Raw genomic sequence first — 26,107 nt, 5'->3', positions numbered from 1 at the left:
ATCGCGTCCGCACCATCGCGCGACGTGAGACCGGAGCGGTCGTCAACGCCCTGACAGGGGTGGCGGGGAACGAAGGGGGACGGGGCGGATTTCCTTGATCGGGCCTGCACCGTCACAATCGCCGGGGTGCCCTTTTCCGATCCGCGGCCGATCCCGGCCTCAGCCCGTCCTGCGGGCTGTTCGAGCTGGGCGGTTGCCGTGCGATCGGGCAGGAATCCGGAACGACAGCCATGGCATTGTGCAGGAGTTGATCTCCCTCGGGAGCGTGCAATGGGAAGGAGGGCCGGCCATGACCGCGGAAGCGCGTGGTGAGGTCGAGAAGTTCTTGCTGGGGGACAGGTTTTCCTGTCTGGCGGGCCGGTCGGCCTGGCGTCAGGGCGGGATCGATCATCGGCACTACGAACGGCTGGGCAGTGACGAATCGGCCCGCCGCATGGCCCGCGATCTCGAGCGGTTCGTGCAGTCCGCGGACTGGAGCGCCCGGTCCTTCACCAGCTTCGTCGCGACCTTCGAGCAGCCGCGCGGTGTGGACGAGCTCGAGTTCGAGAGCCTGCTCTGGCAGCAGCTCCAACTGCTGCACGAGTACGACGCCGAGTCCTACCGCTGGGCCGAGGGTTACTCCTCGGACGCCTCCTCCGGAGAATTCGCCTTCAGCGTCGCCGGACACCCGTTCTTCGTGATCGGACTGCACGAGACCCACGTCCGGCTCGGCCGCAGGCCCCCGTTCCCGATGCTGGCGTTCAACTCCCACGAGCAGTTCGCGCGTATCAAGCGGGCGGGCATGTGGGACCGGCTGGCCGACAAGATACGCAAGCAGGACATCAAGCTTCAGGGCGACATCAACCCGAACCTGTACGAGTACGAGCAGCTGTCCGAGGCGCGGCGCTACTCCGGCCGCCCCAAGGCCGCGGACTGGCAGTGCCCGTTCTCCGCACGCGAGAGCGCCCCGGCGACGGCCCACGTCACCGAGCCGGACCTCGATCAGGAGCTGGAGAGGGAACTCGACCAGGGCCTGGAGCTGGAGGGCGACCGCGAGCCCGCGCGGGCCTGAGCGTCGTCGACCGGCCGCGATCACGGCCAGGTGAACGCCTCGGCGGCGGCACCCCTTTCCGGGGGCCGCCGCCGAGGCGTTGACGGGATTCCTGCGCGCCGGTTCGTGGGAAGCGCGCCGCCCGCACACGGGCTCGCACGGGTCGGGGCCGTGCAGCGGACAACGGCGTCCCGGCAGATTGCGGGCGCGACTGCGTGCGGTTCTCCGGCGTGGCGGCCTCCCCGGCGGGCTCAGACGGCGACGATCTCCACTCCGTCCTCCAGGCCGCGGAAGTCGGCGATGTTGCGGGTGAACAGGGGCAGGCCGTGCGCTGCCGCCGTGGCGGCGATCATCAGGTCCATGCGGCGTGGACGCGGATTGCGGTTGGCCTTCAGCGTCAGGGCCACCAGGGAGCCGAAGCGGCGGGCGGCCTCCCGGTCGAACGGGATGGTGGAGAACGCCGCCTCGGCGTCGGCGAGCCGCTCGGCGCGCGCCATGGTCTCCACCGGGTCGCTCGTCATCGCCACACCCTGGGCGAGCTCTGCGAGCACGACCGAGGCGATGGCCGCCTCCACGGGCAGGAACCGCGGGTCGATCGTGGGCAGGTCGATGACCACGCAGGTGTCGAGGAGCCCCCGGGGGTGCCGGTCAGTCACGCCGGTCCCAGGCGTTCGCGTCGTCGCCGACCCGGTCCTCGTCCCCGAAGAACTCGTCCGCTTCCTCACGCATCCGGGCATGACTCACGGGCGGAGCGTTGCGCCACCTCTGCTGCAGTTCCTCGACCGGAACGAAGCGCCGGCGGGTGCTGAGGGGTCTGACCTCGGCGATCTCCACGCCGTTCCGGGTGATGTGGTAGACCTCCCCGGCCTCCACGTCGTCGAGAACGATTTTGGAGCGCGCCGCGAGTTCACGCTGGGTAATCGTCTTCATGACACCATTGTATAGCGCTGTAATGCAGTGCGCTACGCGTAGCGCGGGCGGGGCTCAGTCGGAGCGTTCCGCGCGCCACCGGCCGACGACCTCGTCGGCGTCCAGCGGGGAGAGGCTCAGCGGCGGCCCGGCCGGCGGACGCCTGAGCGCTTCCGCGATCCGCTCGTTGATCTCCGCCACGATCCGCCGCACCTCGGCCTCGGAGCGCGCCTTCGCGGCCGTCACGTGGACGTCCTCCGCCTCCTTGCGCAGCGCCAGCGCCGGCGGGAGCACGGCCACGCCCTCCTGGTGCATCTTCTTCCGGACCCACCACAGCTCGTCGTACGGCCGGTCCAGCTCCGGGAGGGGCTTGCCCGCGCCGGCCAGGTCGTCGAAGGCGCCGCGCTCGCTCGCCTCACGGATCTGCTTGTCGACCCACGACTCGAAGTCGAGGCCCGGCGGCTTGCGTTCGGTCATGGTTGCCCTTTCGTCCGTCGGCTGGATCCGTGCACCCATTCTCCCCCGGAACGCAGAGGGTGACGCTGTCGTAACCCGCTGCCTCCCATGGCCCGCCAGGTGCCTGCCCCACCGGATCACCCGCCCGGGGCCACGGTCCGGGTGCAGTTGCCCCGGTAGCGCTCGACCAGCTCGCCGTTCGGCCGGTCGTTGGTCTCGACCCACGCGCGTGCCGCCTCGGGGCTCAGGCCCCCGGCCAGTTGCCGTTCCACCAGCCGTGCCTCCCGGACACCGGCCGGCACCTCGACGTACCAGACCTCCGCGAGACGCGCCCGCAACTCGCGCCAGCCCGGTTCGTCGCAGGCCAGGTAGTTCCCCTCGGTGACGACGAGCCTGGCGGTGGGCGGCACCACGAGCCTTGCCGCCACCGGCTCGTGCAGCTCCCGGTCGTAGTCGGGGAGGTAGACCGGATGCCGGTCGTCCGTCAACAGCCGTTCCAGCAGCGCCAGATAGCCCTGCACGTCGAAACTCGGCGGGGAGCCCTTGCGCAGTTGGAGTCCCAAGCGGGTCAGTTGGGCGTTGGACAGGTGGAAGCCGTCCATTGGGAAGTACGCGGCGGCATCCGTCCCGAGTTGCTCGTTCACCCCCGCGACCAGGCGCTTCGCCAGCGTCGACTTGCCCGAGCCCGGCGGGCCGACGATGCCGAGCACCGCCCGCCCGCCGGGTCGGGCCAGCGCCGCGGCGTCACGCACCAGGTGGTCCGTCATCGGGGTCAGCGCCACCCGTAGCGCAACTGCAGGCTGTGGACGACCCGGTTGAACCGCGCCCGGTCCAGCGCGCACGCCTCGCGCCGCATGCCGTCCGGGTGCACGCGCAGGACCCGCTCCAGGTCGACCCAGGACTCCCGCCCGGACCGGTCCCACGGCCCGGAGCCCATCGGCAGCCACTCCGGGTCGTCGTCGTGGCAGCGGCTCGAGAGCTGGACGGCGAGCACGGTGCCCTTCGCCTCGCGGGCCACCACGAGCACCGGGCGGTCCTTCCCGCGTCCGTCGTTCTCCTCGTACGGCACCCAGGTCCACACGATCTCGCCCGGGTCCGGGTCGCCGTCCGGGTCGGGTGCGTACTGGGTCCTTATCGTTCCCACGGCGTGTGCCTGGGCCTCGACCGTCGCACCGGGTCCACTCTGGCCGGGATACTCGTCCAACATCTGCGTCCCATCGCTCGGTTCTGTGGCGCACACGCTATCGACCGCGGCCGAGCCGTCCCCGGGGGCCCCGTCGGCCTCCGGTCAGGGCTGGAGCAGCCGCCGGGGACCGGGGCCGCGGGATGCGAGTTCGTCGTCGGGATTCACCAGCGCGCACACGTCGAATGACAGGCAGCCGCACCCGATGCACTCGGTGAACCGGTCCCGCATCCGCTCCATCTTCGCGATCCGGGCATTGATCTCCTTCGTCCAGCACTCCGACGCTGTCGCCCACATCTCCCGGGTGGGTGCGGTGTCCTCCGGCAGGAACCCCAGCACCTCGCCGATGACCGACAGCGGCATGCCCACGCTCTGAGACGCCCTCAGGAACGCGATCCGGCGGAGAGTGGTCCGGTGGTAGCGGCGCTGGTTGCCGCTGGTGCGGCGACTGTGAATGAGTCCCTGCCGTTCGTAGAAGCGGAGCGCGGAGGCCGGAACGCCGCTGCGCCGGGACAACTCGCCGATGGTCAGCTCGGGCGCGGCCGAAGAGGAATCGGGCATGAGAGTGACCCTAGCTTGACCTCAACCTCGGTTCAGGTACGAGAGTCCTCCCGTGCCGCCCGCAGCGGGCGGCGCAGCGAAGCCGACCGCACACGACGACAGGGGACCTCCATGCCCGAGACCTCCATGCCCGAGACCTCCATGCCCGAGACCTCCACGCCCGAGCCCGCCGCTGCCGGGGCCGGCGCGCCCCTCCGGCTGGCGGTGATCATCGGCAGTACGCGGCAGGGCCGGTTCGGACCCACCGTCGCGAACTGGTTCGCCGGGCGCGCCGCCGCGCGTGAGGACCTGGACGTCGACCTCATCGATCTCGCCGAGGCGCCGCTGCCCGCCCTCGGCCACGGGCCGGGCAGCGTTCGGGCCGGGGCGCAGATCGCCCCGAGACTGGCTGCGGCCGACGCGTTCGTCGTCGTCACCCCCGAGTACAACCACAGCTTCCCCGCGCCCCTGAAGAACGCCATCGACGCCCACAACCAGGAGTGGCACGCCAAGCCCGTCGGCTTCGTGTCGTACGGAGGGATCTCCGGCGGGCTGCGCGCAGTCGAACAGCTGCGGCCCGTCTTCGCCGAACTGCATGCCGTCACCGTGCGCGCCACCGTCAGCTTCAGCAATCCGTGGGACCGCTTCGCCGACGACGGCAGGCCCCTGCGCCCGGAGGACTGCGAGGGTCCGGCCAAGTACCTGCTGGACCAGATCACCTGGTGGGCCATCGCGCTGCGCAATGCCCGCGCCGCCCACCCGTACGCGTCCTGAACTGCCCGGATCCGCGTAACGGGGGCGTGGGCGTGGAACGAGAACGGAGAGGGGGAACGAGCAGGAAGCCGACGAGAGGGCGGTCGCGATGGGCGCGGCAGCGCATGGCCGGGATCCCGGGCCCGACGCCCCCGGCTACCCCCTGCACCGTGCGCCCCGCGCCGCGGATCTGCGTGAGCTGGACGCCGCGGTGACCGGCTGCCGGGCCTGCCCGCGCCTGGTGGCCTGGCGGGAGGAGGTCGCCCGGGTCAAGCGCCGGGCGTTCCGGGACTGGGAGTACTGGGGCAGGCCGGTTCCCGGGTTCGGACCCGCGAACGCGGCGATGGCCGTGGTGGGGCTGGCTCCCGCCGCCCACGGAGGCAACCGCACCGGACGGGCGTTCACCGGCGACCCCTCCGGTGACGTGTTGTTCGCCGCCCTGCACGCGGAGGGCCTCGCGTCGCAGCCCACCGCTGTCCGTGTCGGGGACGGCCTGGAGTTGTCGGGCGTACGCATCGCCGTCCCGGTCCATTGCGCACCGCCCGCGAACCGGCCGACCCCGGGGGAGCGGGACACCTGCCGCCCGTGGCTCGCCCGCGAACTCCGGTTGCTGCGACCTTCCTTGCGATCCGCGGTCGTCCTCGGCGGCTTCGGCTGGCAGGCGCTGCTGCCGGTGCTGTCCGCGGCGGGGTGGGTGGTCCCGCGTCCCCGTCCGGTGTTCGGGCACGGCGTACGAACCGTGCTGGCAGACGGCGCCGGCGGGCGTCCGCTGCAGGTGTTCGGCTGTTACCACCCCAGCCAACGCAACGTGTCCACCGGCAGGCTCACACCGCAGATGCTCCGCGAGGTGCTGCGGACGGCGGCGGAGGCATCCGGCCTGCGGGGTGCGTGAGCATCGGAGTCCCTCGCGGGAAAACCCCGGCGGCCGACCGGGGCCGCCGTTAGGGTCGTTCTGCCGTGCCTGCGGATCGGCCGGCTCATGGGCAGGGGGAGCGGAGCATGCGCAGTGCTGTGGTGACCGAACGGGGCGACCGCATCCGATGGGTGGAGCTGGCCGGGGAGGAGCCGGCCAGGGTCTACGTGCACGGGCTGGGGGCGACCTCGCCCGCCTATTTCGCGCAGGCCGCCTCGCATCCGCTGCTCGCGGGCCGCCGTTCCCTCCTGGTCGACCTTCTCGGCTTCGGCATCAGCGACCGGCCCACCGACTTCGGCTACACGCTCGAAGCACACGCCGACGCGCTCGCTGCGGCCCTCGGGGCAGCGGGCGTCTTCGGGACGGAGCTCGTGGCCCACAGCATGGGCGGCTCGATCGCCGTCGTCCTGGCGTCCCGCCACCCCCACCTGGTCTCGCGCCTGGTGCTGGTGGACGCCAACCTCGATCCGATCAGGCCGGCTCCCGGCGGGGCCGGCAGCAGCGGCATCGCCGCGTACTCCGAGGCGGACTTCCTCGCCGGCGGCTGGGAGGAGGTACGCGATGCAGCCGGCCCGCACTGGTGGGCCACCATGCGGCTGGCCGGGCTCGAGGCGCTCCACCGCAGCGCGACACATCTCACCCGCGGCACCGTGCCCACCATGCGGGAGCTTCTCCTGGACCTGAAGATCCCGCGCACCCACCTGGTGCCCGAGAGCGACGGAGTGCCGCGCGGGGCCGCCGAACTGGCAGGTGCGGGCGTCGTGCTGGTTCCGATTCCCGACTGCGGGCACAACATCATGCTGGACAACCCGGACGGATTCGCCCGGGCCGTCGCAGCTGCGCCGACCGAGGACTGACCGACGCTCAGTAGATGGTGAGTCCGTATGCGGCGAGGGCCTCGGTGACCGGCTGGTAGTACGTCGTCATCCCGGTGGAACAACTGCCCGAGCCGCCCACGGGAATGCCGATCGCCATCGACCCCGAGGTCGCCGGCCCCGGGCCGCCGGTGACCGGTTCGTTGCACAGGTTGGTCCTGATCAGTCCGCTGACGACGTCTCCGCCGCCGAAGTCGACGGTCTGGTTGACCGCGGTGACGGTGCCCGAATGGGTGCCGGTGCTCGAACTCCGGGTCATGACCGTCTGTCCGACGTATGCGTTGCCCGCACCGGTGATGTCCACGCCGTTCGCCGTCCCGACCGGGAACACCTCGGGGTTGTCGTAGCGCACCAGACCGTAGTCGTTGCCGGGGAAGGCGGAGCCGACCGTGGGGCCGATCGGCACGGTGCGTGCAGAGTCGGCGTACCACTGCGTGGTGCCGTCGGTGCAGTGACCGGGCATCAGGATGTAGTGGGCCGAGCCGCTCGCGGCGTTGAAGGACGTTCGGCATGCCGATCCGATGTCGGACCAGATGACGTCTCCGCCCGCCACTTCGACGCTCCGGGCATCGGACGTCACATGGACGGGCGCGTGTGCAGGGCTGTTCTCCGCGGGCGGCGCTGCCGCGCGGGCGTTCGGTGCCAGGAACAGCGCAGCGGCGACCAGGACGGCCGCTGCGCCGGTGAGCAGGGGGACGCGTTCGGTTCTCATGTGCGGCTCCAGGAGAGGTGGGCCCGGGGCCGGCCCCGGGCCAGAGGTGGCGAGGCCGGGCTCAGATGGTCACGCCGTAGGCGTTCAGGGCCTCGGTGACGGGCTGGAAGAAGGTCGTTCCGCCCGAGCTGCAGTTGCCGGAACCGCCCGATACAAGGCCGAGGGCGGTCGTCCCGGAGAACACCGGAGAGCCGCTCCACCCTGCTTCGGAGCACATGTTCGTCTGCGCCATGCCGTAGACGACGTTGCCGTCGCCGTAGTTGACGGTCGCGTTGAGCGCGGTGACACTGCCGCAGTGGACGACGTCCGTCTGGTCGTTGGTGGTGCAGATCTGCTGTCCGACCGTGGGGTTGCCGGCCTGGGTGATCTGTGTGACGACGCCCGAGAAGTTCCTGACTTCACTGGGGTGCGGCACTGCCGGGTTGTCGTAGCGCACGAGGCCGTAGTCGTTGTTGGGATAGCTGGCGCCCACGGTGGGGCCGATGTAGACGGTGCGTGCATAGTCGGCGTACCAGGTCGGGAAGCCGTCGGTACAGTGCCCCGCGGTGAGGAAGTAGTACGTCGAGCCGCTGTGGACGTTGAAACCGCGATGCAGCGCCAGCCGGCGCTGCTGTAGACGGTGCTGCCGCCCGACACGTAAGGGCGCAGAACGCCGTCGGTCCGCTCGATGGTGACCGCGTGGTCGTGGCGGGCGGTGGCGGTGTGCAGCCGGGCCAGTTCGGCCGCGTCCACGGTCGAGTCGGCAGTGACCCGCAGGGTGTTCGTCCTCGGATCCACGACCCAGGCGGTCCCCCCGATGTCCGCCTTCTCGACGGCTTCGGCGGCTGCGGACAGGACTGCTTTCGAGGGTGGCGCGGCTGCACGGGCACCCGGCGCGAGGAGTGTGGCCGCGGCGAGCAGGCCCGCAGCGGCTGAGGCGATCAGGTATGAGCGTCCGGACTTCAACTCGGGCCTCCTGAGGGGAATCGGCCGGTGAGGGCGGTCCCTGTGTCGGTCCGGGTGCCGCCCTGCGGTCTGCGCCGATCTGGACGTGCTCCTGACAATGTCGTGGGAAGTATCGAAACGTCGCTCCCGATGCGCAAGGTCGCTTTCGGCCGTTTCCGTTGCCGTTGACCACCTGGACCGGGGCGACGGCTCAGGGGTGCGCGGCGGGCTGCGTTGTTCCCCGGCCCCGGGCCGCCAGTGCCAGGGCCGCAACCGGAAGCAGCAGGAGCGCTGCGGACAGGTTCAGCGCGCCGTAGCCAGCCTTGGCGGCGATCACACCCGCGATCGCGCCGCCGAGTCCGGCACTGGAGTTCGTCACCAGATCCGACAGCCCCTGCGCGGCCGGCCGTGCCCCCGGCGGTACGGAGTCGGTCAGCAGCGCCGAACCGGAGACGAGTCCGGCCGACCAGCCGAGGCCGAGCAGAAACAACCCCGCGGCCGTCTGCCGGTGATCCGCTCCCGCTGTCCCGGCGAGCAGGGCGGCACACGTCAGCAGGGCCACCGCGAGACCGATGCCGCCGAGCCGGCCCACACGGTCGCTCAGCCATCCCATCAGCGGGGCGAGCGCGTACATGCCCGCGATGTGCAGGCTGATCACCACGCCGATGAGCTCGATGCCTGCGCCGTGATGGCCGAGATCGACCGGTGTCATCACCATGACGGAGACCATCACCGTATGGCACACGCTGACCGTCAGCAGGGCCAGCTTCGCCCTCGGTGACGCGGCGACGGCGGTCAGGCCGGCCCGCAGCGAGCGCCCGGAGCGGGCCTCCGCCTCGCTCTGCGGCGGAGCGAGAGCGCGCGCGGTCAGCAGCGGATCGGGGCGCAGCAGCACGGTGACCAGGAGGGCGCACAGCAGGAAGACCGCCCCGGCCCACAGGAACGGCCCCGCCTCGGGCGGAATGCCGAGAGAAGAGACGCTCCGGCCTGCCGGGGCCGCGATGTTGGGGCCGGTGACCGCGCCGATCGTGGTGGCCCACACGACGCTGGAGATCGCCCGGCCGCGCTGGTTCTCCTCCGCGAGGTCGGCTGCCGCGAAGCGTGCCTGGAGGTTCGCCGAGGACGACGCCCCGAACGCGGCCATGCCCAGCAGGAGCAGCGGGAAGCTCCCGGCGGCGGCCGCCAGGACGACCAGACCGGCGCCCGCCGCCCCGATCAGGTAAGCCAGGGTGAGGCCGGGACGCCTGCCGCGGGCACCCATCAGGGCCGCGAGCGGGACCGACAGCACGGCGGTGCCGACGATGGCCGCAGTCTGGGCGAGCCCCGACAGCGACTCGGAGCCGCTGATCCGCTGTGCCAGGACGGAGGCGAGGGCGATCCCGGTCGCCACGCCCAGCCCGCCGAGCACCTGGCTGCCGGCGAGCACGGCGGTGGTCCGGCGCCGCAGCGCGGGAAGGTCGTACGCCGGAACGGGAGCTTCGGGGCGCACGGGGCGTGCTATTTCGGGGGAGTCGGGCACTTCGGCAGTGTGCCAGCCGGTGGGCCCTGCGGCCAGGGTCAGCCGGAACACCCCGTCCGGGGCCCGCCCCGCCGGCGGATCAGAACAGCGGCTGCGGCAGCAGGCCTTCCAGGGCCAGTAGGGCGCGCTTGGTCTCCAGGCCGCCGCCGAACCCGCCGATGCCCCCGCTGCTCTCCACCACCCGGTGGCAGGGCACGACGACCGGCAGCGGGTTGGAGCCCATCGCGGCGCCGACCGCCCGCGCGGCTCCCGGTTCGCCGACGCGGTCGGCCAGGTCCTGGTAGCCGACGAGTGTCCCGTGCGGCACGTGCGCGGCGAACTCCTGCAGCACCCGGCGGTTGAATCCGCTGCTCAGCGTCCAGTCCAGCGGGAGGGCGAACTGCCGCAGACGGCCCGCGAAGTACGCGTCCAGCTGCCGCACCGGTTCCGCCAGCCGGGACGAGCCGGCCGCCTGCCGGGGTTCGGCGCCCAGCCGGCGGGTCAGCCGGTCGAGCACCGTGGCGACGGTGCGGGGGCCGGCGTGGAACTCCACCGCGACCAGGCCCCGGTCCGTGGCGGCCAGCAGCAGCGGGCCGACGGGGCTGTCCGTCACCGTCCACTCGGCGTGGGGCGCCGCGGCGTCCGCGGTCTTGTCATGCCCGGTCTCGTCATGGGTCGCACTCACGCGCTCAGCGTAGGGCCGGCCACCGACAGTCCGGAGCCGGAAGCCGTTTCGCCACCGTGAACACCGTGGCCGCCCGCCCGGGGAGAGCGGCCACACGGGTGCTCGCTGTGGTCAGGAGGCACCGGCCTTCTTCGCCTCGGTCCGCTTGGCCGCCGTCTTCTTTCCGGCCACCGCGTCCCGGACCACGTCCGGCGTGTTGGTGATGATTCCGTCCACACCGAGCTTCGCCAGCCGCACAGCGGTCGGCCCGTCGTTGACGGTCCAGGTGAACAGCTCGAGCTTCCGGTCGTGCGCGCCCTTCAGCCGGTGCACGGCGGCCAGATAGTCGGCCGTGACCGACTTGTGGCTGGGGTTGATCTGGTCGGTGAACTTGGCGTAGTCCGGCAGGTCCCCGGTCTTGGGCATACCGAGGAACGCGGTCTTCAGGCCGGGTGCCTGCCGGTGCACCGCCTTCACGCTGGAGGTGCTGAAGCTCTGGACGATCAGCCGCCGTGCGAGGTGCCCGGCGGAGAGCCAGCCCTCTTTCCGCAGCTCCGCCAGAATCTCCTTCTCGATCCCGGGGTACAGCTCGGGCGCCTTGATCTCGAGCATGAGGTTCTGCTTGTTGCGGTCGACCGCGGCGAGGTACTGCTTCAGGGTGGGCACCCGCTGGCCGCGGTATTCCGGTGCGAACCAGCTGCCCGCGTCCAGCCGCTGGATCTGGGCGAGGGTGAAGTCGGAGATCTTCCACGGAGACCGGCCGGGGTAGACCTGTTCGGCGTCGGTCGTGCGGTTCAGCGTGGTGTCGTGCATGACGACGAGCCGGCCGTCCTTGGTGCGCTGGACGTCGTTCTCGACCCAGGTGATGCCGCGCTTGTGCGCCTCGTCGACGGCGGCGAGCGTGTTCTCGGGGGTGTAGGCCGACGCGCCGCGGTGGGCGACGGTCGTCGGCTGCCGGGCGGCGGAGGCCTCAGCGGTGGCGATGGGGAGGACGAGTGCGCAGAACCCCAGAAGCGTGCCCGATGTGGCTGCGACGGTGCGGGTGTGCACTTAGGACTCCTCGCGTTGTGTGACCACGGATGCGCTGAGGGTCCCAGCTCCCCACAGGCGGAAGGCGGGTGCGGGATGGATATATGTAGAACGACAACACGGACGGGGCTGCTCGTGCGGCCGTACGGCGTACTCGACTGCTTGTATGCCTGTGTGACATCGACGGGCCGTGTCTGCCGGACGGGCGTACCGGCGGCGTGTGGTCGATCCGAGCGGCGTGTCGGCCGGCGCGGGGCCGCCCGGGACCGTTCCCCGGTCCGCGCTCCTTCCGCCCCCGGATCCGGGGCCCGCCCTCGTTGTCGGTGGGTGGCCGTACGGTGGATCCATGCGGCCCGTTTCCCAGATCGAACGCACGGTGGCGCCCTTCGAGGTCGTCAGCCCGTACCAGCCCAGCGGCGACCAGCCGACCGCCATCGCCGACCTCGAGCGGCGCATCAAGGGCGGCGAGGAGAACGTCGTCCTGCTCGGCGCGACCGGTACCGGCAAGTCCGCCACGACCGCGTGGATGATCGAGAGGCTCCAGCGGCCGACGCTGGTCATGGCGCCGAACAAGACGCTGGCCGCACAGCTCGCGAACGAGTTCCGGGAGCTGCTTCCGAACAACGCCGTCGAGTACTTCGTCTCGTACTACGACTACTACCAGCCCGAGGCGTACGTACCGCAGTCGGACACCTACATCGAGAAGGACTCCTCGATCAACGAGGAGGTCGAACGGCTGCGCCACTCCGCGACGAACTCGCTGCTCACCCGGCGCGATGTGGTCGTCGTGGCCTCCGTGTCCTGCATCTACGGCCTCGGTACGCCGCAGGAGTACGTGGACCGCATGACCCCTCTCGCGGTCGGCGACGAGATCGACCGCGACCAGCTCCTGCGCCGCTTCGTCGACATGCACTACACGCGCAACGACATGGCGTTCACCCGCGGCACCTTCCGGGTCCGCGGGGACACCATCGAGATCTTCCCGGTCTACGAGGAGCTGGCCGTCCGGATCGAGATGTTCGGCGACGAGATCGAGGCCCTGTCCACGCTCCACCCGCTCACCGGTGAGGTCATCTCGGAGGACCGGCAGCTCTACGTCTTCCCCGCCAGCCACTACGTCAGCGGTCCCGAACGCCTGGAGCGTGCCGTCACCGGGATCGAGGCCGAGCTGGGGGAGACCCTCGCCCGCATGGAGAAGCAGGGCAAGCTGCTGGAGGCGCAGCGGCTGCGGATGCGGACGACCTACGACATCGAGATGATGCGGCAGATCGGGAGCTGCTCCGGCATCGAGAACTACTCGCGCCACTTCGACGACCGGGCACCGGGCTCCGCGCCCAACACGCTGCTCGACTACTTCCCGGAGGACTTCCTCCTCGTCATCGACGAGTCGCACGTCACCGTGCCGCAGATCGGGGCGATGTACGAAGGGGATGCCTCCCGCAAGCGGACGCTGGTGGAGCACGGCTTCCGGCTGCCGTCGGCGCTGGACAACCGGCCCCTGAAGTGGGAGGAGTTCCTCGAGCGCATCGGCCAGACGGTGTACCTGTCGGCGACCCCGGGGCAGTACGAACTCTCGCGCGGCGACGGCGTCGTCGAGCAGATCATCCGGCCCACGGGACTCGTGGACCCGGAGGTGATCGTCAAGTCCACCGAGGGGCAGATCGACGACCTCATCCACGAGATCCGCACCCGAACGGAGAAGGACGAGCGGGTCCTGGTCACCACACTGACCAAGAAGATGGCCGAGGACCTCACCGACTACATGGTCGAGCTGGGCATCCAGGTGCGCTATCTGCACAGCGACGTCGACACTCTGCGCCGGGTCGAGCTGCTGCGGGAACTGCGCGCGGGTGAATACGACGTGCTCGTCGGCATCAACCTGCTCCGCGAGGGGCTCGATCTCCCCGAGGTGTCCCTGGTCGCGATCCTCGACGCGGACAAGGAGGGCTTCCTGCGCTCCGGAACCTCCCTGATCCAGACCATCGGACGCGCCGCGCGCAACGTGTCCGGCCAGGTCCACATGTACGCCGACAAGATCACCCCGGCGATGGAGAAGGCCATCGAGGAGACCAACCGCCGCCGGGAGAAGCAGATCGCCTACAACAAGGAGAAGGGGCTCGATCCGCAGCCGCTGCGCAAGAAGATCAACGACATCGTCGCCACCCTCGCCCGCGAGGAGGTCGACACGGCCGAACTTCTGGGAACCGGCTACCGCCAGGTCAAGGACGGCAGGAAGACGCCGGCCCCCGTCCCGGCGCTCAAGGGGAAGGGCAGGGTCGAGGCCGATGCGGGCGGCGAGAAGCTCACCGACCGGCCGGCCGCCGAACTCGCCGGAATCATCGAGGAGATGACCGAACGGATGCGGGCCGCCGCGGCGGAGCTCCAGTTCGAGGTGGCGGCGCGGCTGCGTGACGAGGTGTCGGAGCTCAAGAAGGAACTGCGGCAGATGCGGGAGGCCGGCCTCTCCTGAACCGGAGGCATGCCCCGGACCCCGAGGGGAATCCGGGGCTTCGGCGGCACTGTCGCAACACCGCCGGAAAACGGACGTTCGTCCGGCGGGACGGCGACCGCGCTGCATAGGGTTGTGAGCCCGACCGCCCCGACCAGCGGGCGTGGGCACGGCACGAGAGGGGACACCGCGTGAGCGTCAACTTGTCCAAGGGGCAGGGCATCAGCCTCGAGAAGTCCGGCGGGGGAAGCCTGAACGCGGTGCGCATGGGGCTGGGCTGGCAGGCGGCCCCGCGCCGCGGGTTGTTCGGGTTGCGCACCAAGGACATCGATCTCGACGCCTCGGCCGTGCTCTTCGCCGGGCAGAAGCCGGTGGACGTCGTCTTCTTCCGGCACCTGAGCAGTGACGACGGGTCCGTCCGGCACACCGGGGACAACCTCGTCGGCGGCGCCGGTCGGGGTGGTGACGACGAGGCGATCCTCGTCGACCTCCAGCGCGTCCCGGACCACGTCGACCAGATCGTCTTCACGGTCAACTCCTTCACGGGGCAGACCTTCGCCGAGGTCGAGAACGCCTTCTGCCGCCTGGTGGACGAGAGCAGCGGCGAGGAGATGGCGCGCTACACCCTCACCGGCGGCGGCAAGTACACCGCCCAGATCATGGCGAAGGTCCACCGGGCCGACGGCGGCTGGAAGATGACGGCCATCGGCAACCCGGCCGACGGCCGCACCTTCCAGGACCTCATGCCGGCGATCCTGCCGCACCTCTGATCTGACGTCCCGTAGGCGGACGGGAGACCGATGCCCCTCCCGCCCGGCGTCGGCGTGAGCGACCGCCGGACGGCCTCGGGCGGGAAGGGAGGAGCGGCGGACACGTGCAGGGGCCCCGTTCCCGAGGTGTCCCTTCTGCCGCTTCCACCTGCGCGGCGCACCCGATGCTGCTGAGCGCCGGCACCCGCGGCAGGCGCTTCGCGCTGCCCAATGCCGAGATCGTGATCCACCAGCTCTGAGAAGTGACCTGAACTGGTGTTTTATCCATTTCTTTACCGTTGCTTGGCCATTCCTGTACTCTTCCGCATGCGGAGGGGAGTACTCCTGACGCGGCGCGCCCGTCAACACGGTCCGCGACCCGACAACGGGCCGCTGCGGACCCGGGCCAGCCGGTCCGGACGCCTGCACGGCGCCCCGGGCGGAAGAGACCTCCGGCAGCGACGACGCTGACATGCCGTGACGCGGTGCCCTCGGGGTGCTGCGTGCCCGTTGCCGGAGGAACAGTGAACATCAGTCTGACCATGTGGGCCTTGACCGTTGCCGGTCTGTGCGCCCTCATCGCCGCCGACTTCTTCATCGGCGGCCGCAAACCGCACGAGGTCTCCCTCCGGGAGGCCGGCATCTGGACGACCGTCTGGATCGTCCTCGCCGCCCTCTTCGGACTCGGACTCTTCCTCTACGGCGGTGGGCAGCCGGCCGGGGAGTTCTTCGCCGGCTACGTCACGGAGAAGTCGCTCAGTGTCGACAACCTCTTCGTGTTCGTGCTGATCATGGCGAAATTCGCGGTGCCCTCGCCGCTCCAGCAGCGGGTGCTGATGGTCGGTGTGCTCATCGCGCTCGTGCTGCGCGCGATCTTCATCGCCGCCGGCGCCGCGATCATCGCAGGCTTCTCCTGGATCTTCTACCTTTTCGGCGCCTTCCTGATCTGGACCGCCTGGAAGCTCATCCAGGACGCCCGTTCCGGGGAGGACGAGGAGGAGTACGAGGAGAACCGCTTCCTCAAGATCGTGGAGAAGCGCTTCCCGTCCACCGACGCGTACCACGGCACGAAGCTGTTCATCAGTGAGCACGGCAAGCGCCTGATGACCCCGCTGCTCATCGTCATGCTGGCGATCGGCACCACGGACGTCCTCTTCGCTCTGGACTCGATTCCCGCGATCTTCGGCCTGACGCAGGACCCGTACATCGTCTTCACCGCCAACGCCTTTGCGCTGATGGGCCTGCGGCAGCTGTACTTCCTGATCGGCGGGCTGCTGAAGAAGCTGGTCCACCTCTCGTACGGGCTCTCGGTGATCCTCGGGTTCATCGGCGTCAAGCTGGTGCTGCACGCCCTGCACGAGTCCGGCGTCCACGTTCCGGAGATCAGCATCCCGTTCTCACTGGGTGTCATCTGCGCCGTGCTGGTCGTCACCACCGTCACCAGCCTCATGGCCTCCCGGAAGCAGGCGGAGGCCGGCCACGACGAGGGATCTGCGCAACTCGTCGAGGAGCCGGTCAGTGCCCCCGCGCCCGTCGACCGGCCCGCCCGGGCCGGTGACTGCCCGTCCGAGGCCGAAAACCGTCAGTAGGTGACGGTGACGGTCCGCGTCCGACCGTCGATCCGCACCGACCCTCCGTAGGGAATGACCTGCTGGGGGTCGGTGTGGCCGAGGTCGAGGTCGAAGACCGCCGGCATGTCCGGGGAGTAGACCGCCAGCGCCCGCAGCACCGCCTCACGCTGGTCGCGCGCGTATTCGGCTTTCGCCTCCGGACCGTTGGGCCGCTCGAAGCTCCACGCCTTTGCCCGAGCCATCAACAGGGCGCCGAAGCGCTGCAGGAGCCCGCGCTCGCCCATGTTCCGCAGCACGCGGAAGACCTCCTCGGCGGCGGGCAACTCCTCCGACGTCTCGAGGAACAGCACGCACCCGTCGTACGCGCTCTCATCCGGCTGGATCTCGCGGTCCGCCATCAGCAGCCAGGACAGGATCTCCAGGTTGCCGCCCCAGCTGATGCCCTCCACCACGCGGTCCGCGTTGTGCCAGATCCGCCCGCCCGACGGCTGCATGGCCGGCTCGGCGTCGAAGGTCGCCGGATCCGCCCAGTCCCGGCTCTCGTCGCAGTACTCCGAGGCCTCCGGGAGCTTGTAGGGGCCGGAGCGGAACAACGCGGCGCGCAGCGACTGCTCGGTCAGCGGGTGCATCGCACCGGGACGGCCCAGCTCGCACATCACGGAAGCGCCGTGGTAGCCGACGATGCCCAGGTTCCACAGGGTCATGAGCAGGTTGGTGTTGTCGCTGAACCCGAAGAACGGCTTCGGGTTCGCCCGGATCAGCTCCCGGTCCAGCAGCGGCAGGACGGTGATCTGGTCGTCCCCGCCGATGCTCGCCATCACGGCCGCGATGTCCGGGTCGGCGAACGCGGCATGGATGTCGTCGGCGCGCTGCTGCGGGGTCGAGCCCATCTGCCGTGTGGTGGGGAACTCCACCGGCTTCAGCCCGAAATCCCGTTCCATGCGGGCGAGTCCGAGCTCGAAGGGGAGCGGGAGGACCCCCGGCAGACCTGACGACGGGGAGAGCACGGCGATCCGGTCACCGGGCTGCGGCTTGGGCGGGTGAACGGGTCTCGGCATGTCCCGGACCGTAGCGGGGCGCCGATGCCCGCCGCGACGCGTTTTCCCGGTCCGGCGGCAGGTCCCGGCCGCCGGACCGGGACCTGCCACCGTGACTACCAGCCGCGTTCGCGCCACTCCTGCAGATGCGGGCGCTCCGCGCCCAGGGTGGTGTCGTCGCCGTGGCCCGGGTACACCCAGGTCTCGTCCGGAAGCCGCGCGAACAGCTTGTTCTCCACGTCCGAGATCAGCGTCGTGAAGGCCTTGGGGTCGTTGTGGGTGTTCCCCACGCCCCCCGGGAACAGGCAGTCACCGGTGAAGACGTGCGGGTGGCCGTGCGGGTCGTCGTAGATCAGCACGATGCTGCCCGGGGTGTGGCCGATCATCCGGCGCGCGGTGAGATCGACCCGGCCGACGCGGATGACATCGCCGTCCTCCACCGGGACGTCGGTGGGAACCGGGATGCCCTCGGCGTCGTAGCGGCCCGCGTACGTCCTGGCCCCTGTCGCGTTCACGATGTCCTGGAGGGCCTGCCAGTGGTCGGCATGGCGGTGTGTCGTGACGACGCCCGTGATCCCGCTGTCGCCGACGAGTGTCATCAGCGTGGCGGGCTCGGCGGCGGCGTCGATGAGGAACTGCTCGTCGGTGCGCCGGCACCGCAGCAGATAGGCGTTGTTGTTCATCGGGCCGACCGCGACCTTGGAGATCATGAGGTCGGTCAGTTCGTGCACGTCCGCCGGTCCGCCGACCGTCACCGTTCCGCTGTACGTCATGTCCTCAGCCTAGTGGCGGAAGGGCGGGAAGACGGGGCCCGGAGGGCTGGACCCCCGTGCCGTCGGTGCGCCCGGTCAGCCAGCCGAGGAGCGCCGCTGGGGAGCCGCTGACGGTCACCGGGTCGCCCTCGGCGCGGCCGGTGCGCCGCCCCTCGCCGTCGTTCGTGGAGACCAGGAGCGCCGGGACGTCCGCGCGCCCCGCGAAGCGCTCGCCCACGACGTAGTCGAGGTACGCGTCGACGAAGCCGGCGGGGAGATCACCGACGGCGTATCCGGCGTCCAGGTCGACCAGGTGCAGTTCGACCTCGGCGAGGCGCCGGAACGGCACGCGGGCCGCCACGTCCGTCACGCCGTTGCGCAGTTCCACGGTCCGCTGCCACTGATCGGGAGTAAGCAGGGCCGCCGCGTGGTTGAACCGGGTGGCACTCGCCGTGAGGTCCTCGAGTTGAGCGGCGAGCGGGCGGGCGGAACCCTCCTCGATGTCCCGGTCCCGTGCCTCGGCGCTGGTGTACATGGGGACGTGTTCCCCGGTGTGTGCGGAGGTGAGCACGTTGACCAAAGCGTCCGCGTTGCGTGCGATGTGGGCGAGGACGTGCCCCCGGCTCCAGCCGGGGAGTCCGCAGGGCTGGTGGAGTGCGGCGTCGTCCAGCTTGCCCGCGGCGGCGATCAGCCGGTCCGTGGCGTCGGCCACGGATGCCATGTCGAGAACGTGATCAGTCATGACCCGACGTTAGCGCCACCACACGTTCGGGTGAAGCTCTGACCGCCGGGCCATAAATCGAATGCGCGTGCTATAGGCTCGGCACGGACAACCGCAGGACATCGCAGTGGCGCCCCCCATACCCTGGTTCGGGGGCCTCCCCTCGCCTCTCGCTTCCGCCGACGGGATCCCTCCCGGCAGGGCCGAACGGAGCAGGGGCCAGAGCACCCCCGTTTCTCTCAAGAAAGGTGCCGACCGGCGTGGCCGACCGTCTCATCGTCCGTGGCGCTCGCGAGCACAACCTCAAGAACGTCTCGCTCGACCTGCCCCGTGACTCGCTCATCGTGTTCACCGGACTCTCAGGGTCGGGCAAGTCCTCGCTCGCGTTCGACACGATCTTCGCCGAGGGGCAGCGTCGCTACGTCGAGTCGCTCTCCTCCTACGCCCGCCAGTTTCTCGGCCAGATGGACAAGCCCGATGTGGACTTCATCGAGGGCCTCTCCCCGGCGGTCTCCATCGACCAGAAGTCGACCTCGCGCAATCCGCGCTCGACGGTCGGCACGATCACCGAGGTCTACGACTACCTCCGGCTGCTGTTCGCGCGGATCGGCAAGCCCCACTGCCCCGAGTGCGGCCGGCCGATCGCCCGGCAGTCCCCGCAGGCGATCGTCGACAAGGTACTGGCCCTCGAACCGGGCAGCCGCTTCCAGGTGCTCTCCCCGCTGGTGCGCGAGCGCAAGGGCGAGTTCGTCGACCTGTTCTCCGACCTGCAGACCAAGGGCTACAGCCGAGCCCGGGTGGACGGTGAGACGATCCAGCTGAGCGATCCGCCGAAGCTGAAGAAGCAGGAGAAGCACACCATCGAGGTGGTCGTCGACCGGCTCACCGTCAAGGAGGGCGCCAAGCGACGGCTCACCGACTCGGTGGAGACCGCCCTCGGGCTCTCCGGCGGCATGGTGATCCTCGACTTCGTCGACCTCGACGAGGACGACCCGCAGCGCGAGCGGATGTACTCCGAGCATCTCTACTGCCCGTACGACGACCTGTCGTTCGAGGAGCTGGAACCGCGCTCGTTCTCCTTCAACTCGCCGTTCGGCGCCTGCCCCGAGTGCACCGGTATCGGCACCAGGATGGAGGTCGACCCGGAGCTGATCGTCCCGGACGAGGACAAGTCGCTCGACGAGGGCGCCATCAGCCCCTGGTCGCACGGCCACACCCGGGACTACTTCTCCCGGCTCGTCGGCGCCCTCGCCGACGAGCTCGGGTTCCGCACGGACATCCCGTGGGCGGGGCTGCCGCAGCGTGCACGGAAGGCGCTGCTGAACGGCCACCGCACGCAGATCGAGGTGCGCTACCGCAACCGTTACGGCCGCCAGCGCGCGTACACCACCTCGTTCGAGGGTGCGGTGCCGTTCGTCAAGCGGCGCCACTCCGAGGCGGAGAGCGACAGCAGCCGTGAGCGCTTCGAGGGCTACATGCGCGAAGTGCCGTGCCCCACCTGCGAGGGCACCCGGCTCAAGCCGATCGTGCTGGCCGTCACCCTGCACGGCAGGTCCATTGCCGACGTCTCCGCGATGTCGATCAGCGAGTGCGCGGAGTTCCTCCGCGACATGAAGCTGACCGGCCGGGAGAAGACCATCGCCGAGCGGGTGCTCAAGGAGGTCAACGAGCGGCTGCGGTTCCTCGTCGACGTGGGTCTGGACTACCTCTCGCTGAACCGCGCGGCGGGCACCCTCTCCGGCGGCGAGGCGCAGCGCATCCGGCTGGCCACGCAGATCGGGTCCGGCCTGGTCGGCGTGCTGTACGTGCTGGACGAGCCGTCCATCGGCCTGCACCAGCGCGACAACCACCGGCTGATCGAGACCCTCGTCCGGCTGCGCGACCTGGGCAACACCCTGATCGTCGTCGAGCACGACGAGGACACCATCCGCGCCTCCGACTGGGTCGTCGACATCGGCCCCGGTGCGGGCGAGCACGGCGGCAAGGTCGTCCACAGCGGCCCGTTGTCCGAGATGCTGAGCAACAAGGAGTCGATGACCGGTCAGTATCTCGTCGGCAAGCGGGAGATCGTGACCCCGGACGTCCGGCGGCCGGTGGACCCGGAGCGCAGGCTGACGGTCCGCGGGGCGCGGGAGAACAATCTCCAGGACATCGACGTGTCCTTCCCCCTCGGCGTGTTCACCGCCGTGACCGGTGTCTCCGGCTCCGGCAAGTCCACGCTCGTGAACGACATCCTGTACACGCATCTGGCGCGGGAGCTCAACGGCGCCCGTGCGGTGCCCGGCCGGCACACCCGCGTCGACGGAGACGACCTCGTCGACAAAGTGGTGCACGTCGACCAGTCGCCCATCGGCCGTACGCCCCGGTCGAACCCGGCGACCTACACCGGTGTCTTCGACCACGTCCGCAAACTCTTCGCGGAGACCATGGAGGCGAAGGTGCGCGGCTACCTGCCGGGCCGCTTCTCCTTCAACGTCAAGGGCGGCCGCTGCGAGAACTGCTCCGGTGACGGCACGATCAAGATCGAGATGAACTTCCTGCCGGACGTGTACGTGCCGTGCGAGGTCTGCCACGGCGCCCGCTACAACCGGGAGACCCTCGAGGTCCACTACAAGGGCAAGTCCATCGCCGAGGTCCTGGACATGCCGATCGAGGAGGCCCTCGACTTCTTCGAGGCCGTGCCGACCATCTCCCGGCACCTGCGGACGCTGCACGAGGTCGGGCTGGGCTACGTCCGGCTCGGGCAGCCCGCGCCCACCCTGTCCGGCGGCGAGGCGCAGCGCGTCAAGCTCGCCAGCGAACTGCAGAAGCGCTCGACGGGCCGGACCGTCTACGTCCTCGACGAGCCCACCACCGGGCTGCACTTCGAGGACATCAGCAAGCTGATCACCGTGCTGTCGGGGCTGGTGGAGAAGGGCAACTCGGTCATCGTCATCGAGCACAACCTCGATGTGATCAAGACGGCCGACTGGGTCGTCGACATGGGGCCCGAGGGCGGCAGCGGCGGCGGTCTGGTCGTCGCCGAGGGCACGCCCGAGGAGGTCGCCTCGATCCCGGCCAGCCACACCGGCAAGTTCCTCCGCGAACTGCTCGGGGACCGCGTCAGCGATGCCTCCCCGGCACCGGCCAGGAAGCCCGCGGCGAAGAAGAGCGTGGCGAGGAAGACGGCCAAGTCGGCTGCCGCCAAGGCCGCGTCGGGCCGGACCGCCCCGAAGAGGACGGCGTCCCGGAAGACCACCGGCGCGTAGCGAAGGCGGCGACGGCGGGCGAGGGGCGGGTTCGGTTCCTCGCCCGCCGTCGCGGTCAGCGGGCCGGTGCGACCCAGGCCGTGGTGTCCGCCGGCAGCATCCCGTCGCTGAGCGGGCCGCTGGTCAGCAGGACCTCGCAGCCCCCGGGAAGCTGCAGCGGATCCGGGCCGAAGTTGACCAGGCATCGGAGCCGGTCGCCCCGGTCGAAGGCCAGGTGCGAGGCGTCCGGCGGCGTGAGCAGCCGCGGGCCCCCGTCCGACGTGGGGTTGTTCCGCCGCACCTGCAACGCGGTGCGGTGAAGCGCCAGCATGGACGAGCTGTCGCTGCTCTGCGCCGCCACGGACAGCAGGCCCCAGCCTTCCGGCTGCGGGAACCAGCAGTCCGCCGGAGCTGCGGTGCTGAAGCCGTACGGCGGCAGGCCGTCCGTCCACGGGAGGGGCACGCGGCAGCCGTCCCTCCCGCGCTCGGTGCGGCCGGAGCGCTCCCACAGCGGGTCGCGGATCCGGTCGTCGGCCAACTCGGCCTGCGGCAGACCGAGTTCCTCGCCCTGGTAGAGATACGCCGTGCCGGGCAGCGACAGCATGAGCAGTGCAGCCGCCCGCGCCCGGCGCTCCCCGACGGCGCCCCCGCCGTAGCGGGTGACCGGCCGGATCGCGTCATGGCTGGAGAGCACCCAGGTCACCGGTGCGCCCACACCGGCCATGGCCCGGGTCGAACCGTCGATGACGCGGTGCAGCGCAGCCGGCTCCCACGGGCACTCCAGGAAGGCGAAGTTGAAGCTCTGCTGCATCTCGTCCGGCCGGACGTAGCGGGCCAGCCGCTCCGGATCGAAGACCGCGGCCTCGGCAACGAGCAACCGCTCGGCCGGGTGGGCCGATCCGGGCGGACCGGCCGGATGCGAGAGCAGCAGCGACCGCCAGCGCCGGTACAGCGGGTGGAGCTCCTCGCGGTCGTAGTAGGGGAGCAGGTGGTTGGTGGCGATGTCCTGGTGCTGCCCGGGGCCGGCGTCCGGCAGCCCGGCCTCCTTGAACAGCGCGTGGGCGACGTCCACCCGGAACCCGTCGACGCCGTGGTCCAGCCAGAACCGCAGGATCCGCTCGAACTCGGCGCGGACGGCCGGATGGCGCCAGTTCAGATCCGGTTGCTCCGGGGCGTGCAGGTGCAGGTACCACTCCCCGTCGGGGACCCGGGTCCAGGCGGGCCCACCGAAGGCGGACTGCCAGTCGTTGGGCGGCCGTTCGCCGTCCGCACCGCGTCCGGGGCGGAAGAGGAAACGCTCCCGCGCCGGGTCGCCGGGCGGGGCACTCAGCGCCTCGCGGAACCACGGATGCGCGTCGGAGGTGTGGTTGGGCACCAGATCGACGATCACCCTGAGACCCAGCGCATGGGCCCGCGCGGTGAGTTCGTCGAAGTCCTCGAGGGAGCCGAGTTCCGGGGCGACCGCCGTGTGGTCGGCGATGTCGTACCCGGCGTCGGCCAGCGGCGAGGGGTAGAACGGCGTGAGCCAGACGGCGTCGACGCCCAGCTCCGCCACGTACGGCAACCGGGAGGTCAGACCGGGCAGGTCGCCGATGCCGTCGCCGTCGGAGTCGGCGAAGGCCCGCGGATGGATCTCGTAGCAGACCGCGTCCCGCCACCAGGCGGACGCCTCGCCGTCCGGCCGCCCCCTCACGTGCCCGCTCCCGGCATCCGTGGCGCCGTACCGCGGCCCGGTATCAGGACGGGTTCGGTGCGGCCGGTGGCGGCGGCCCGGGTGGCGGCCTCGGCGACCGCCACCGCGGCCAGCCCCGAACGTGCGTCCGCGACCGGAGTGCCGCCGTCCACAGCGCAGCGCAGCAGGTCGGCGAAGGCGGCGCGGACGCTGCCCGCGTACACGTGCGGCTTCATCGCCTCGCCGCCGAGGTCGATCACCGCGTCGACGCGGTGCGGAACGCTGCGGGAGACACCGCGACCGCGGGCTGCCGCTGCGGAACCGGCGTTCCGGTGCACGGTCACCGTCACCCGTTCGCCGCCGTGCAGCGGCATGCCGGGGACGGCCAGCAGCTCGGCGGACCTGGCCGGCAGTGCCTCCCAGCGGGCCGCACCGGCGTCGTCCGTCCACGCGGTCAGGGTCGCGTGGACGGGTATCCAGCCGGTGACGCGGGCCTCGGCGAAGCCGTAGTCCAGCCGCATCAACTGCCGTTCGCAGCGGTGCGCGTGGGTGAACGAGTGGGTGTGTGTGGCGACGGCGCCGCCCGGATGGGCCGCGGTGGCGACCACGATGTCCTCGGGGCCGTCGCCGTCCCGACGCACGGCCATGGCCTGCACGGTCTCCGGCTCGCTCCCCATCAGGGCACGGGCGGCGTCGAAGAAGTGCACGCCGTGCTCGACGAAGATGCCGCCGCTGTGCTCCGGATCCCAGAACCAGTGGCCGGGGCCGAGGTCCTCGTCGGAGGCGTCGTTCTCGAAGGCGAACCTCCGCAGCGGGTCCAGCAGTCCCTCACCGCCCCGCTCCCCGGGGCCGAGGCGCTGGAGCATCCGCAGCAGCGGGTTGTAGCGCAGCACGTGGTCGACGACGAGGACGCCGGAGGAGCGTTCGGCCTCGTCCCGTACCCGGGCCGCTTCCGCGGCAGTCGTGGCCAGCGGCTTCTCGCAGAAGACGTGACGGCCCGCGCGCAGCGCTGCCACGGCCAGGTCCGCGTGGCCGGCGGGCGGCGTGGCCAGCGCGACGACGTGCACGTCGGACCGTTGCAGCAGGTCGTCCGGGCCGGAGCAGACTGCCGAGCCGTGGGCGTCCGCGAGCGTCCGCGCCCGCACCGGGTCCGCGTCGGCCACCGCGGTGACCCGCAGACCCGGCAGGCCGGCCACGGCGTCGAGGACGTACGCCCCGAACGCGCCGCAGCCGACCAGCCCCAGGCCGAGCGTGCCGTCCGCCCCGGTCGCCGGGACGGACGCGGTCATGCCGTGCGCTCCAGGCGGGCGACACCGATGTGCGCGTCGGCCATGCCGTAGAAGACGAACAGCGTGCCGTCGATCTCCTCGATCGCCGTGGGGAACACGACGTTGGGCACGGTGCCGGAGCGCTCCTCCTCGGTCTCGGGCTCCATCAGCGGCTCGGAGGATCGGGACAGCACCCGCGCCGGGTCCGCCGGGTCCAGGATCATCGCGCCGGCGGCGTAACTGACCTTCTGGTTCTGGGCGAAGGGGTCCTCGATGGAGCCCGAGACGCCGTGGTGGATGAGCAGCCAGCCCTCGTCGACGCGGATCGGGGCCGGCCCGGCGCCGATCTTCAGGGACTCCCAGGGGTGCTCGGACAGTGCGACCAGCCGGTGGTCACGGGGCCGCACGAGCGCGGTGATGTCCTTCTCCACCTCGGCGACCGGGACGTAGCTGATCCAGATGCCGGGCCGCTCGTCGGTCACGCCTGCGGGAAGGTGCACGCCCTCACCGGGACGGAACCAGCCCAGGTCCCACATCGGGCGGTGCAGCATCGCGTACGCCGGCTCGCCGTCCGGCCCGGGCACCGGCTCGGGGAAGTGGACGACGTCCTTGTTGGGGAACAGGTTGAGGTCGGTGTCCAGGTCCGGCTGGTACGTGAACTGGATCGGGCCCAGCCGCTGCCAGTCGGTGAGGTTCTCCGAGACGGCCAGCGCGGGCTTGGGGCCCAGCGGGCCGTAGGCGACGTAGCTCATGACGAACCGGCCGAGGCTCTCGATCCAGGTGATGCGCGGGTCCTCGACGCCGGCGTTGTTCAGGCCGCGCTCCCAGCCCTCGTCGGGTTCCAGGACGGTGCCGCGCCGCTCGACTCCGGTCGGCACGCCGTCGGTCAGCACGACCTCGGCGAGCCCCACCCGGGAGACGTTGCCCTCTGCCACCAGCCGGGGGAGCAGGTGCAGGGTTCCGTCGGGAGTGCGCCCGGCGGCGGGGTTGAGAACGCCCTCGGCCTCGTGGGGTTCTCCTGGGGCGGGGGACATCACGACGCCCTGGCGGACCAGTCGGTACGGGATGGTGGTGTCGGTGGTGCGCTCGTGCACGGTGTTCAGCCCTTTGGTGCGGAGATGGGGGTACGCCCGGACGGAGTCCGGGGGAGGGTCGGTCGGGGTCGTGGGATGCGG

General features: G+C 70.9%; 25 protein-coding genes and 1 pseudogene. 9 read left to right on the top strand and 17 right to left on the bottom strand.

The window, feature by feature from the left end; genetic code table 11:
• Positions 1-289: 289 nt before the first annotated feature.
• Complete coding sequence (gene gntA / locus M1E25_RS15310; RefSeq protein WP_251415634.1) at positions 290-1,051, top strand: guanitoxin biosynthesis heme-dependent pre-guanitoxin N-hydroxylase GntA; 762 nt, start codon at positions 290-292, stop codon at positions 1,049-1,051.
• Between the two features lie 230 nt (positions 1,052-1,281).
• Here the strand turns inward: gntA and M1E25_RS15305 are convergent, their stop codons facing one another.
• The 6 genes from M1E25_RS15305 to soxR all read right to left on the bottom strand — a co-directional run bounded on the left by M1E25_RS15305 (position 1,282) and on the right by soxR (position 4,139).
• Positions 1,282-1,686 carry a type II toxin-antitoxin system VapC family toxin gene (locus M1E25_RS15305; RefSeq protein ID WP_251415632.1) on the bottom strand — a complete coding sequence of 135 codons (405 nt, stop codon included), beginning with the start codon at positions 1,684-1,686 and terminating at the stop codon, positions 1,282-1,284.
• A complete protein-coding gene (locus M1E25_RS15300) occupies positions 1,679-1,960 on the bottom strand; it encodes a type II toxin-antitoxin system Phd/YefM family antitoxin (RefSeq protein ID WP_251415630.1) in 282 nt (93 codons plus the stop codon). The genes M1E25_RS15305 and M1E25_RS15300 overlap by 8 nt, the downstream gene beginning before the upstream one ends.
• Before the next feature lie 54 nt (positions 1,961-2,014).
• A complete protein-coding gene (locus M1E25_RS15295; protein WP_251415628.1) occupies positions 2,015-2,416 on the bottom strand; it encodes a DnaJ family domain-containing protein in 402 nt (133 codons plus the stop codon).
• A gap of 116 nt (positions 2,417-2,532) precedes the next feature.
• Complete coding sequence (locus M1E25_RS15290; RefSeq protein WP_251415625.1) at positions 2,533-3,162, bottom strand: nucleoside/nucleotide kinase family protein; 630 nt, start codon at positions 3,160-3,162, stop codon at positions 2,533-2,535.
• 5 nt (positions 3,163-3,167) lie between these two features.
• Positions 3,168-3,602 carry a type II toxin-antitoxin system PemK/MazF family toxin gene (locus tag M1E25_RS15285; RefSeq protein WP_251415622.1) on the bottom strand — a complete coding sequence of 145 codons (435 nt, stop codon included), beginning with the start codon at positions 3,600-3,602 and terminating at the stop codon, positions 3,168-3,170.
• Between the two features lie 81 nt (positions 3,603-3,683).
• Entirely contained in the window at positions 3,684-4,139 is a 456-nt protein-coding gene (gene soxR / locus M1E25_RS15280) for a redox-sensitive transcriptional activator SoxR (RefSeq protein ID WP_251415620.1), read from the bottom strand.
• Positions 4,140-4,250: 111 nt separating this feature from the next.
• On the opposite strand from soxR, the gene M1E25_RS15275 reads away from it, so the two are divergent.
• From M1E25_RS15275 to M1E25_RS15265, 3 genes are all read left to right on the top strand, one after another.
• Entirely contained in the window at positions 4,251-4,892 is a 642-nt protein-coding gene (locus M1E25_RS15275) for an NADPH-dependent FMN reductase (RefSeq protein ID WP_372500839.1), read from the top strand.
• An 88-nt stretch (positions 4,893-4,980) separates the two neighbouring features.
• Positions 4,981-5,763: a uracil-DNA glycosylase gene (locus M1E25_RS15270; protein WP_251415618.1), complete on the top strand. Its 783-nt coding sequence runs from the start codon at positions 4,981-4,983 to the stop codon at positions 5,761-5,763.
• A gap of 107 nt (positions 5,764-5,870) precedes the next feature.
• Positions 5,871-6,641 (top strand): alpha/beta fold hydrolase, encoded by a 771-nt coding sequence (locus M1E25_RS15265; protein ID WP_251415616.1) that lies wholly within the window; start codon positions 5,871-5,873, stop codon positions 6,639-6,641.
• 7 nt (positions 6,642-6,648) lie between these two features.
• Here the strand turns inward: M1E25_RS15265 and M1E25_RS15260 are convergent, their stop codons facing one another.
• The 5 genes and pseudogenes from M1E25_RS15260 to M1E25_RS15240 form a co-directional block, all read right to left on the bottom strand.
• Positions 6,649-7,371: a S1 family peptidase gene (locus M1E25_RS15260; protein ID WP_251415614.1), complete on the bottom strand. Its 723-nt coding sequence runs from the start codon at positions 7,369-7,371 to the stop codon at positions 6,649-6,651.
• Between the two features lie 61 nt (positions 7,372-7,432).
• Positions 7,433-8,337, bottom strand: a pseudogene (locus M1E25_RS15255) (S1 family peptidase).
• Between the two features lie 169 nt (positions 8,338-8,506).
• The gene (locus M1E25_RS15250; RefSeq protein ID WP_372500854.1) at positions 8,507-9,796 is read right to left on the bottom strand and encodes an MFS transporter; all 1,290 of its coding nucleotides are present in this window, start codon (positions 9,794-9,796) and stop codon (positions 8,507-8,509) included.
• 97 nt (positions 9,797-9,893) lie between these two features.
• A complete protein-coding gene (locus M1E25_RS15245) occupies positions 9,894-10,406 on the bottom strand; it encodes a methylated-DNA--[protein]-cysteine S-methyltransferase (protein ID WP_251415716.1) in 513 nt (170 codons plus the stop codon).
• A 183-nt stretch (positions 10,407-10,589) separates the two neighbouring features.
• Positions 10,590-11,507 (bottom strand): glycerophosphodiester phosphodiesterase, encoded by a 918-nt coding sequence (locus M1E25_RS15240; protein WP_251415612.1) that lies wholly within the window; start codon positions 11,505-11,507, stop codon positions 10,590-10,592.
• 325 nt (positions 11,508-11,832) lie between these two features.
• Here M1E25_RS15240 and uvrB point away from each other — a divergent pair, with 325 nt between their 5' ends.
• The 4 genes from uvrB (at position 11,833) to M1E25_RS15220 (ending at position 16,273) form a co-directional block, all read left to right on the top strand.
• On the top strand, positions 11,833-13,956 hold the full coding sequence (uvrB, locus tag M1E25_RS15235) for an excinuclease ABC subunit UvrB (protein WP_251415608.1): 2,124 nt from the start codon (positions 11,833-11,835) through the stop codon (positions 13,954-13,956).
• Between the two features lie 170 nt (positions 13,957-14,126).
• On the top strand, positions 14,127-14,705 hold the full coding sequence (locus M1E25_RS15230) for a TerD family protein (protein ID WP_251415606.1): 579 nt from the start codon (positions 14,127-14,129) through the stop codon (positions 14,703-14,705).
• A 104-nt stretch (positions 14,706-14,809) separates the two neighbouring features.
• A complete protein-coding gene (locus M1E25_RS25775) occupies positions 14,810-14,944 on the top strand; it encodes an ATP-dependent Clp protease proteolytic subunit (protein WP_251415603.1) in 135 nt (44 codons plus the stop codon).
• A 282-nt stretch (positions 14,945-15,226) separates the two neighbouring features.
• Positions 15,227-16,273 carry a TerC family protein gene (locus tag M1E25_RS15220; RefSeq protein WP_285830802.1) on the top strand — a complete coding sequence of 349 codons (1,047 nt, stop codon included), beginning with the start codon at positions 15,227-15,229 and terminating at the stop codon, positions 16,271-16,273.
• On the opposite strand, the gene M1E25_RS15215 is transcribed toward M1E25_RS15220, so the two are convergent.
• The 3 genes from M1E25_RS15215 to M1E25_RS15205 form a co-directional block, all read right to left on the bottom strand.
• Positions 16,267-17,313 carry a S66 family peptidase gene (locus tag M1E25_RS15215; protein ID WP_251415597.1) on the bottom strand — a complete coding sequence of 349 codons (1,047 nt, stop codon included), beginning with the start codon at positions 17,311-17,313 and terminating at the stop codon, positions 16,267-16,269. The two genes, M1E25_RS15220 and M1E25_RS15215, sit on opposite strands and share 7 nt — an antisense overlap.
• A 95-nt stretch (positions 17,314-17,408) precedes the next feature.
• Positions 17,409-18,065, bottom strand: coding sequence for an MBL fold metallo-hydrolase (locus tag M1E25_RS15210; protein WP_251415594.1), 657 nt, complete (start codon positions 18,063-18,065; stop codon positions 17,409-17,411).
• A gap of 4 nt (positions 18,066-18,069) precedes the next feature.
• Positions 18,070-18,786, bottom strand: coding sequence for a maleylpyruvate isomerase family mycothiol-dependent enzyme (locus M1E25_RS15205; protein WP_251415589.1), 717 nt, complete (start codon positions 18,784-18,786; stop codon positions 18,070-18,072).
• A gap of 239 nt (positions 18,787-19,025) precedes the next feature.
• Between M1E25_RS15205 and uvrA the strand changes: the two genes are divergently transcribed.
• A complete protein-coding gene (gene uvrA / locus M1E25_RS15200) occupies positions 19,026-22,013 on the top strand; it encodes an excinuclease ABC subunit UvrA (protein ID WP_251415587.1) in 2,988 nt (995 codons plus the stop codon).
• Positions 22,014-22,068: 55 nt separating this feature from the next.
• Here the strand turns inward: uvrA and M1E25_RS15195 are convergent, their stop codons facing one another.
• The 3 genes from M1E25_RS15195 to M1E25_RS15185 are packed head-to-tail and all read right to left on the bottom strand — an operon-like array spanning position 22,069 to position 25,966.
• A complete protein-coding gene (locus M1E25_RS15195) occupies positions 22,069-23,685 on the bottom strand; it encodes a glycoside hydrolase family 13 protein (protein WP_251415584.1) in 1,617 nt (538 codons plus the stop codon).
• Positions 23,682-24,953, bottom strand: coding sequence for a Gfo/Idh/MocA family protein (locus M1E25_RS15190; protein WP_251415581.1), 1,272 nt, complete (start codon positions 24,951-24,953; stop codon positions 23,682-23,684). Before M1E25_RS15190 ends, M1E25_RS15195 begins: the two co-directional genes overlap by 4 nt.
• The gene (locus M1E25_RS15185; RefSeq protein ID WP_285830801.1) at positions 24,950-25,966 is read right to left on the bottom strand and encodes a glycoside hydrolase family 130 protein; all 1,017 of its coding nucleotides are present in this window, start codon (positions 25,964-25,966) and stop codon (positions 24,950-24,952) included. The genes M1E25_RS15190 and M1E25_RS15185 overlap by 4 nt, the downstream gene beginning before the upstream one ends.
• Positions 25,967-26,107: the final 141 nt, after the last annotated feature.

It is taken from the genome of Streptomyces meridianus (assembly GCF_023703325.1).
Classification (GTDB): Bacteria; Actinomycetota; Actinomycetes; order Streptomycetales; family Streptomycetaceae; genus Streptomyces; species Streptomyces meridianus.
The sequence above is the reverse complement of the archived record's forward strand: the minus strand, read 5'-3'. Positions and strand labels throughout refer to the sequence as shown.

Excerpts from the sequence above, each read along its gene's own strand:
- M1E25_RS15205 (WP_251415589.1), bottom strand. The coding sequence starts at position 18,786 with ATGACTGATCACGTTCTCGACATGGCATCCGTGGCCGACGCCACGGAC.
- M1E25_RS15295 (WP_251415628.1), bottom strand. The coding sequence starts at position 2,416 with ATGACCGAACGCAAGCCGCCGGGCCTCGACTTCGAGTCGTGGGTCGAC.
- soxR (WP_251415620.1), bottom strand. The coding sequence starts at position 4,139 with ATGCCCGATTCCTCTTCGGCCGCGCCCGAGCTGACCATCGGCGAGTTG.
- gntA (WP_251415634.1), top strand. The coding sequence starts at position 290 with ATGACCGCGGAAGCGCGTGGTGAGGTCGAGAAGTTCTTGCTGGGGGAC.
- M1E25_RS15210 (WP_251415594.1), bottom strand. The coding sequence starts at position 18,065 with ATGACGTACAGCGGAACGGTGACGGTCGGCGGACCGGCGGACGTGCAC.
- M1E25_RS15190 (WP_251415581.1), bottom strand. The coding sequence starts at position 24,953 with ATGACCGCGTCCGTCCCGGCGACCGGGGCGGACGGCACGCTCGGCCTG.
- M1E25_RS15260 (WP_251415614.1), bottom strand. The coding sequence starts at position 7,371 with ATGAGAACCGAACGCGTCCCCCTGCTCACCGGCGCAGCGGCCGTCCTG.
- M1E25_RS15220 (WP_285830802.1), top strand. The coding sequence starts at position 15,227 with ATGTGGGCCTTGACCGTTGCCGGTCTGTGCGCCCTCATCGCCGCCGAC.
- uvrB (WP_251415608.1), top strand. The coding sequence starts at position 11,833 with ATGCGGCCCGTTTCCCAGATCGAACGCACGGTGGCGCCCTTCGAGGTC.
- M1E25_RS15265 (WP_251415616.1), top strand. The coding sequence starts at position 5,871 with ATGCGCAGTGCTGTGGTGACCGAACGGGGCGACCGCATCCGATGGGTG.
- M1E25_RS15290 (WP_251415625.1), bottom strand. The coding sequence starts at position 3,162 with ATGACGGACCACCTGGTGCGTGACGCCGCGGCGCTGGCCCGACCCGGC.
- M1E25_RS15275 (WP_372500839.1), top strand. The coding sequence starts at position 4,251 with ATGCCCGAGACCTCCATGCCCGAGACCTCCATGCCCGAGACCTCCACG.
- M1E25_RS15270 (WP_251415618.1), top strand. The coding sequence starts at position 4,981 with ATGGGCGCGGCAGCGCATGGCCGGGATCCCGGGCCCGACGCCCCCGGC.
- M1E25_RS15215 (WP_251415597.1), bottom strand. The coding sequence starts at position 17,313 with ATGCCGAGACCCGTTCACCCGCCCAAGCCGCAGCCCGGTGACCGGATC.
- M1E25_RS15185 (WP_285830801.1), bottom strand. The coding sequence starts at position 25,966 with ATGTCCCCCGCCCCAGGAGAACCCCACGAGGCCGAGGGCGTTCTCAAC.
- M1E25_RS15285 (WP_251415622.1), bottom strand. The coding sequence starts at position 3,602 with ATGTTGGACGAGTATCCCGGCCAGAGTGGACCCGGTGCGACGGTCGAG.
- M1E25_RS15300 (WP_251415630.1), bottom strand. The coding sequence starts at position 1,960 with ATGAAGACGATTACCCAGCGTGAACTCGCGGCGCGCTCCAAAATCGTT.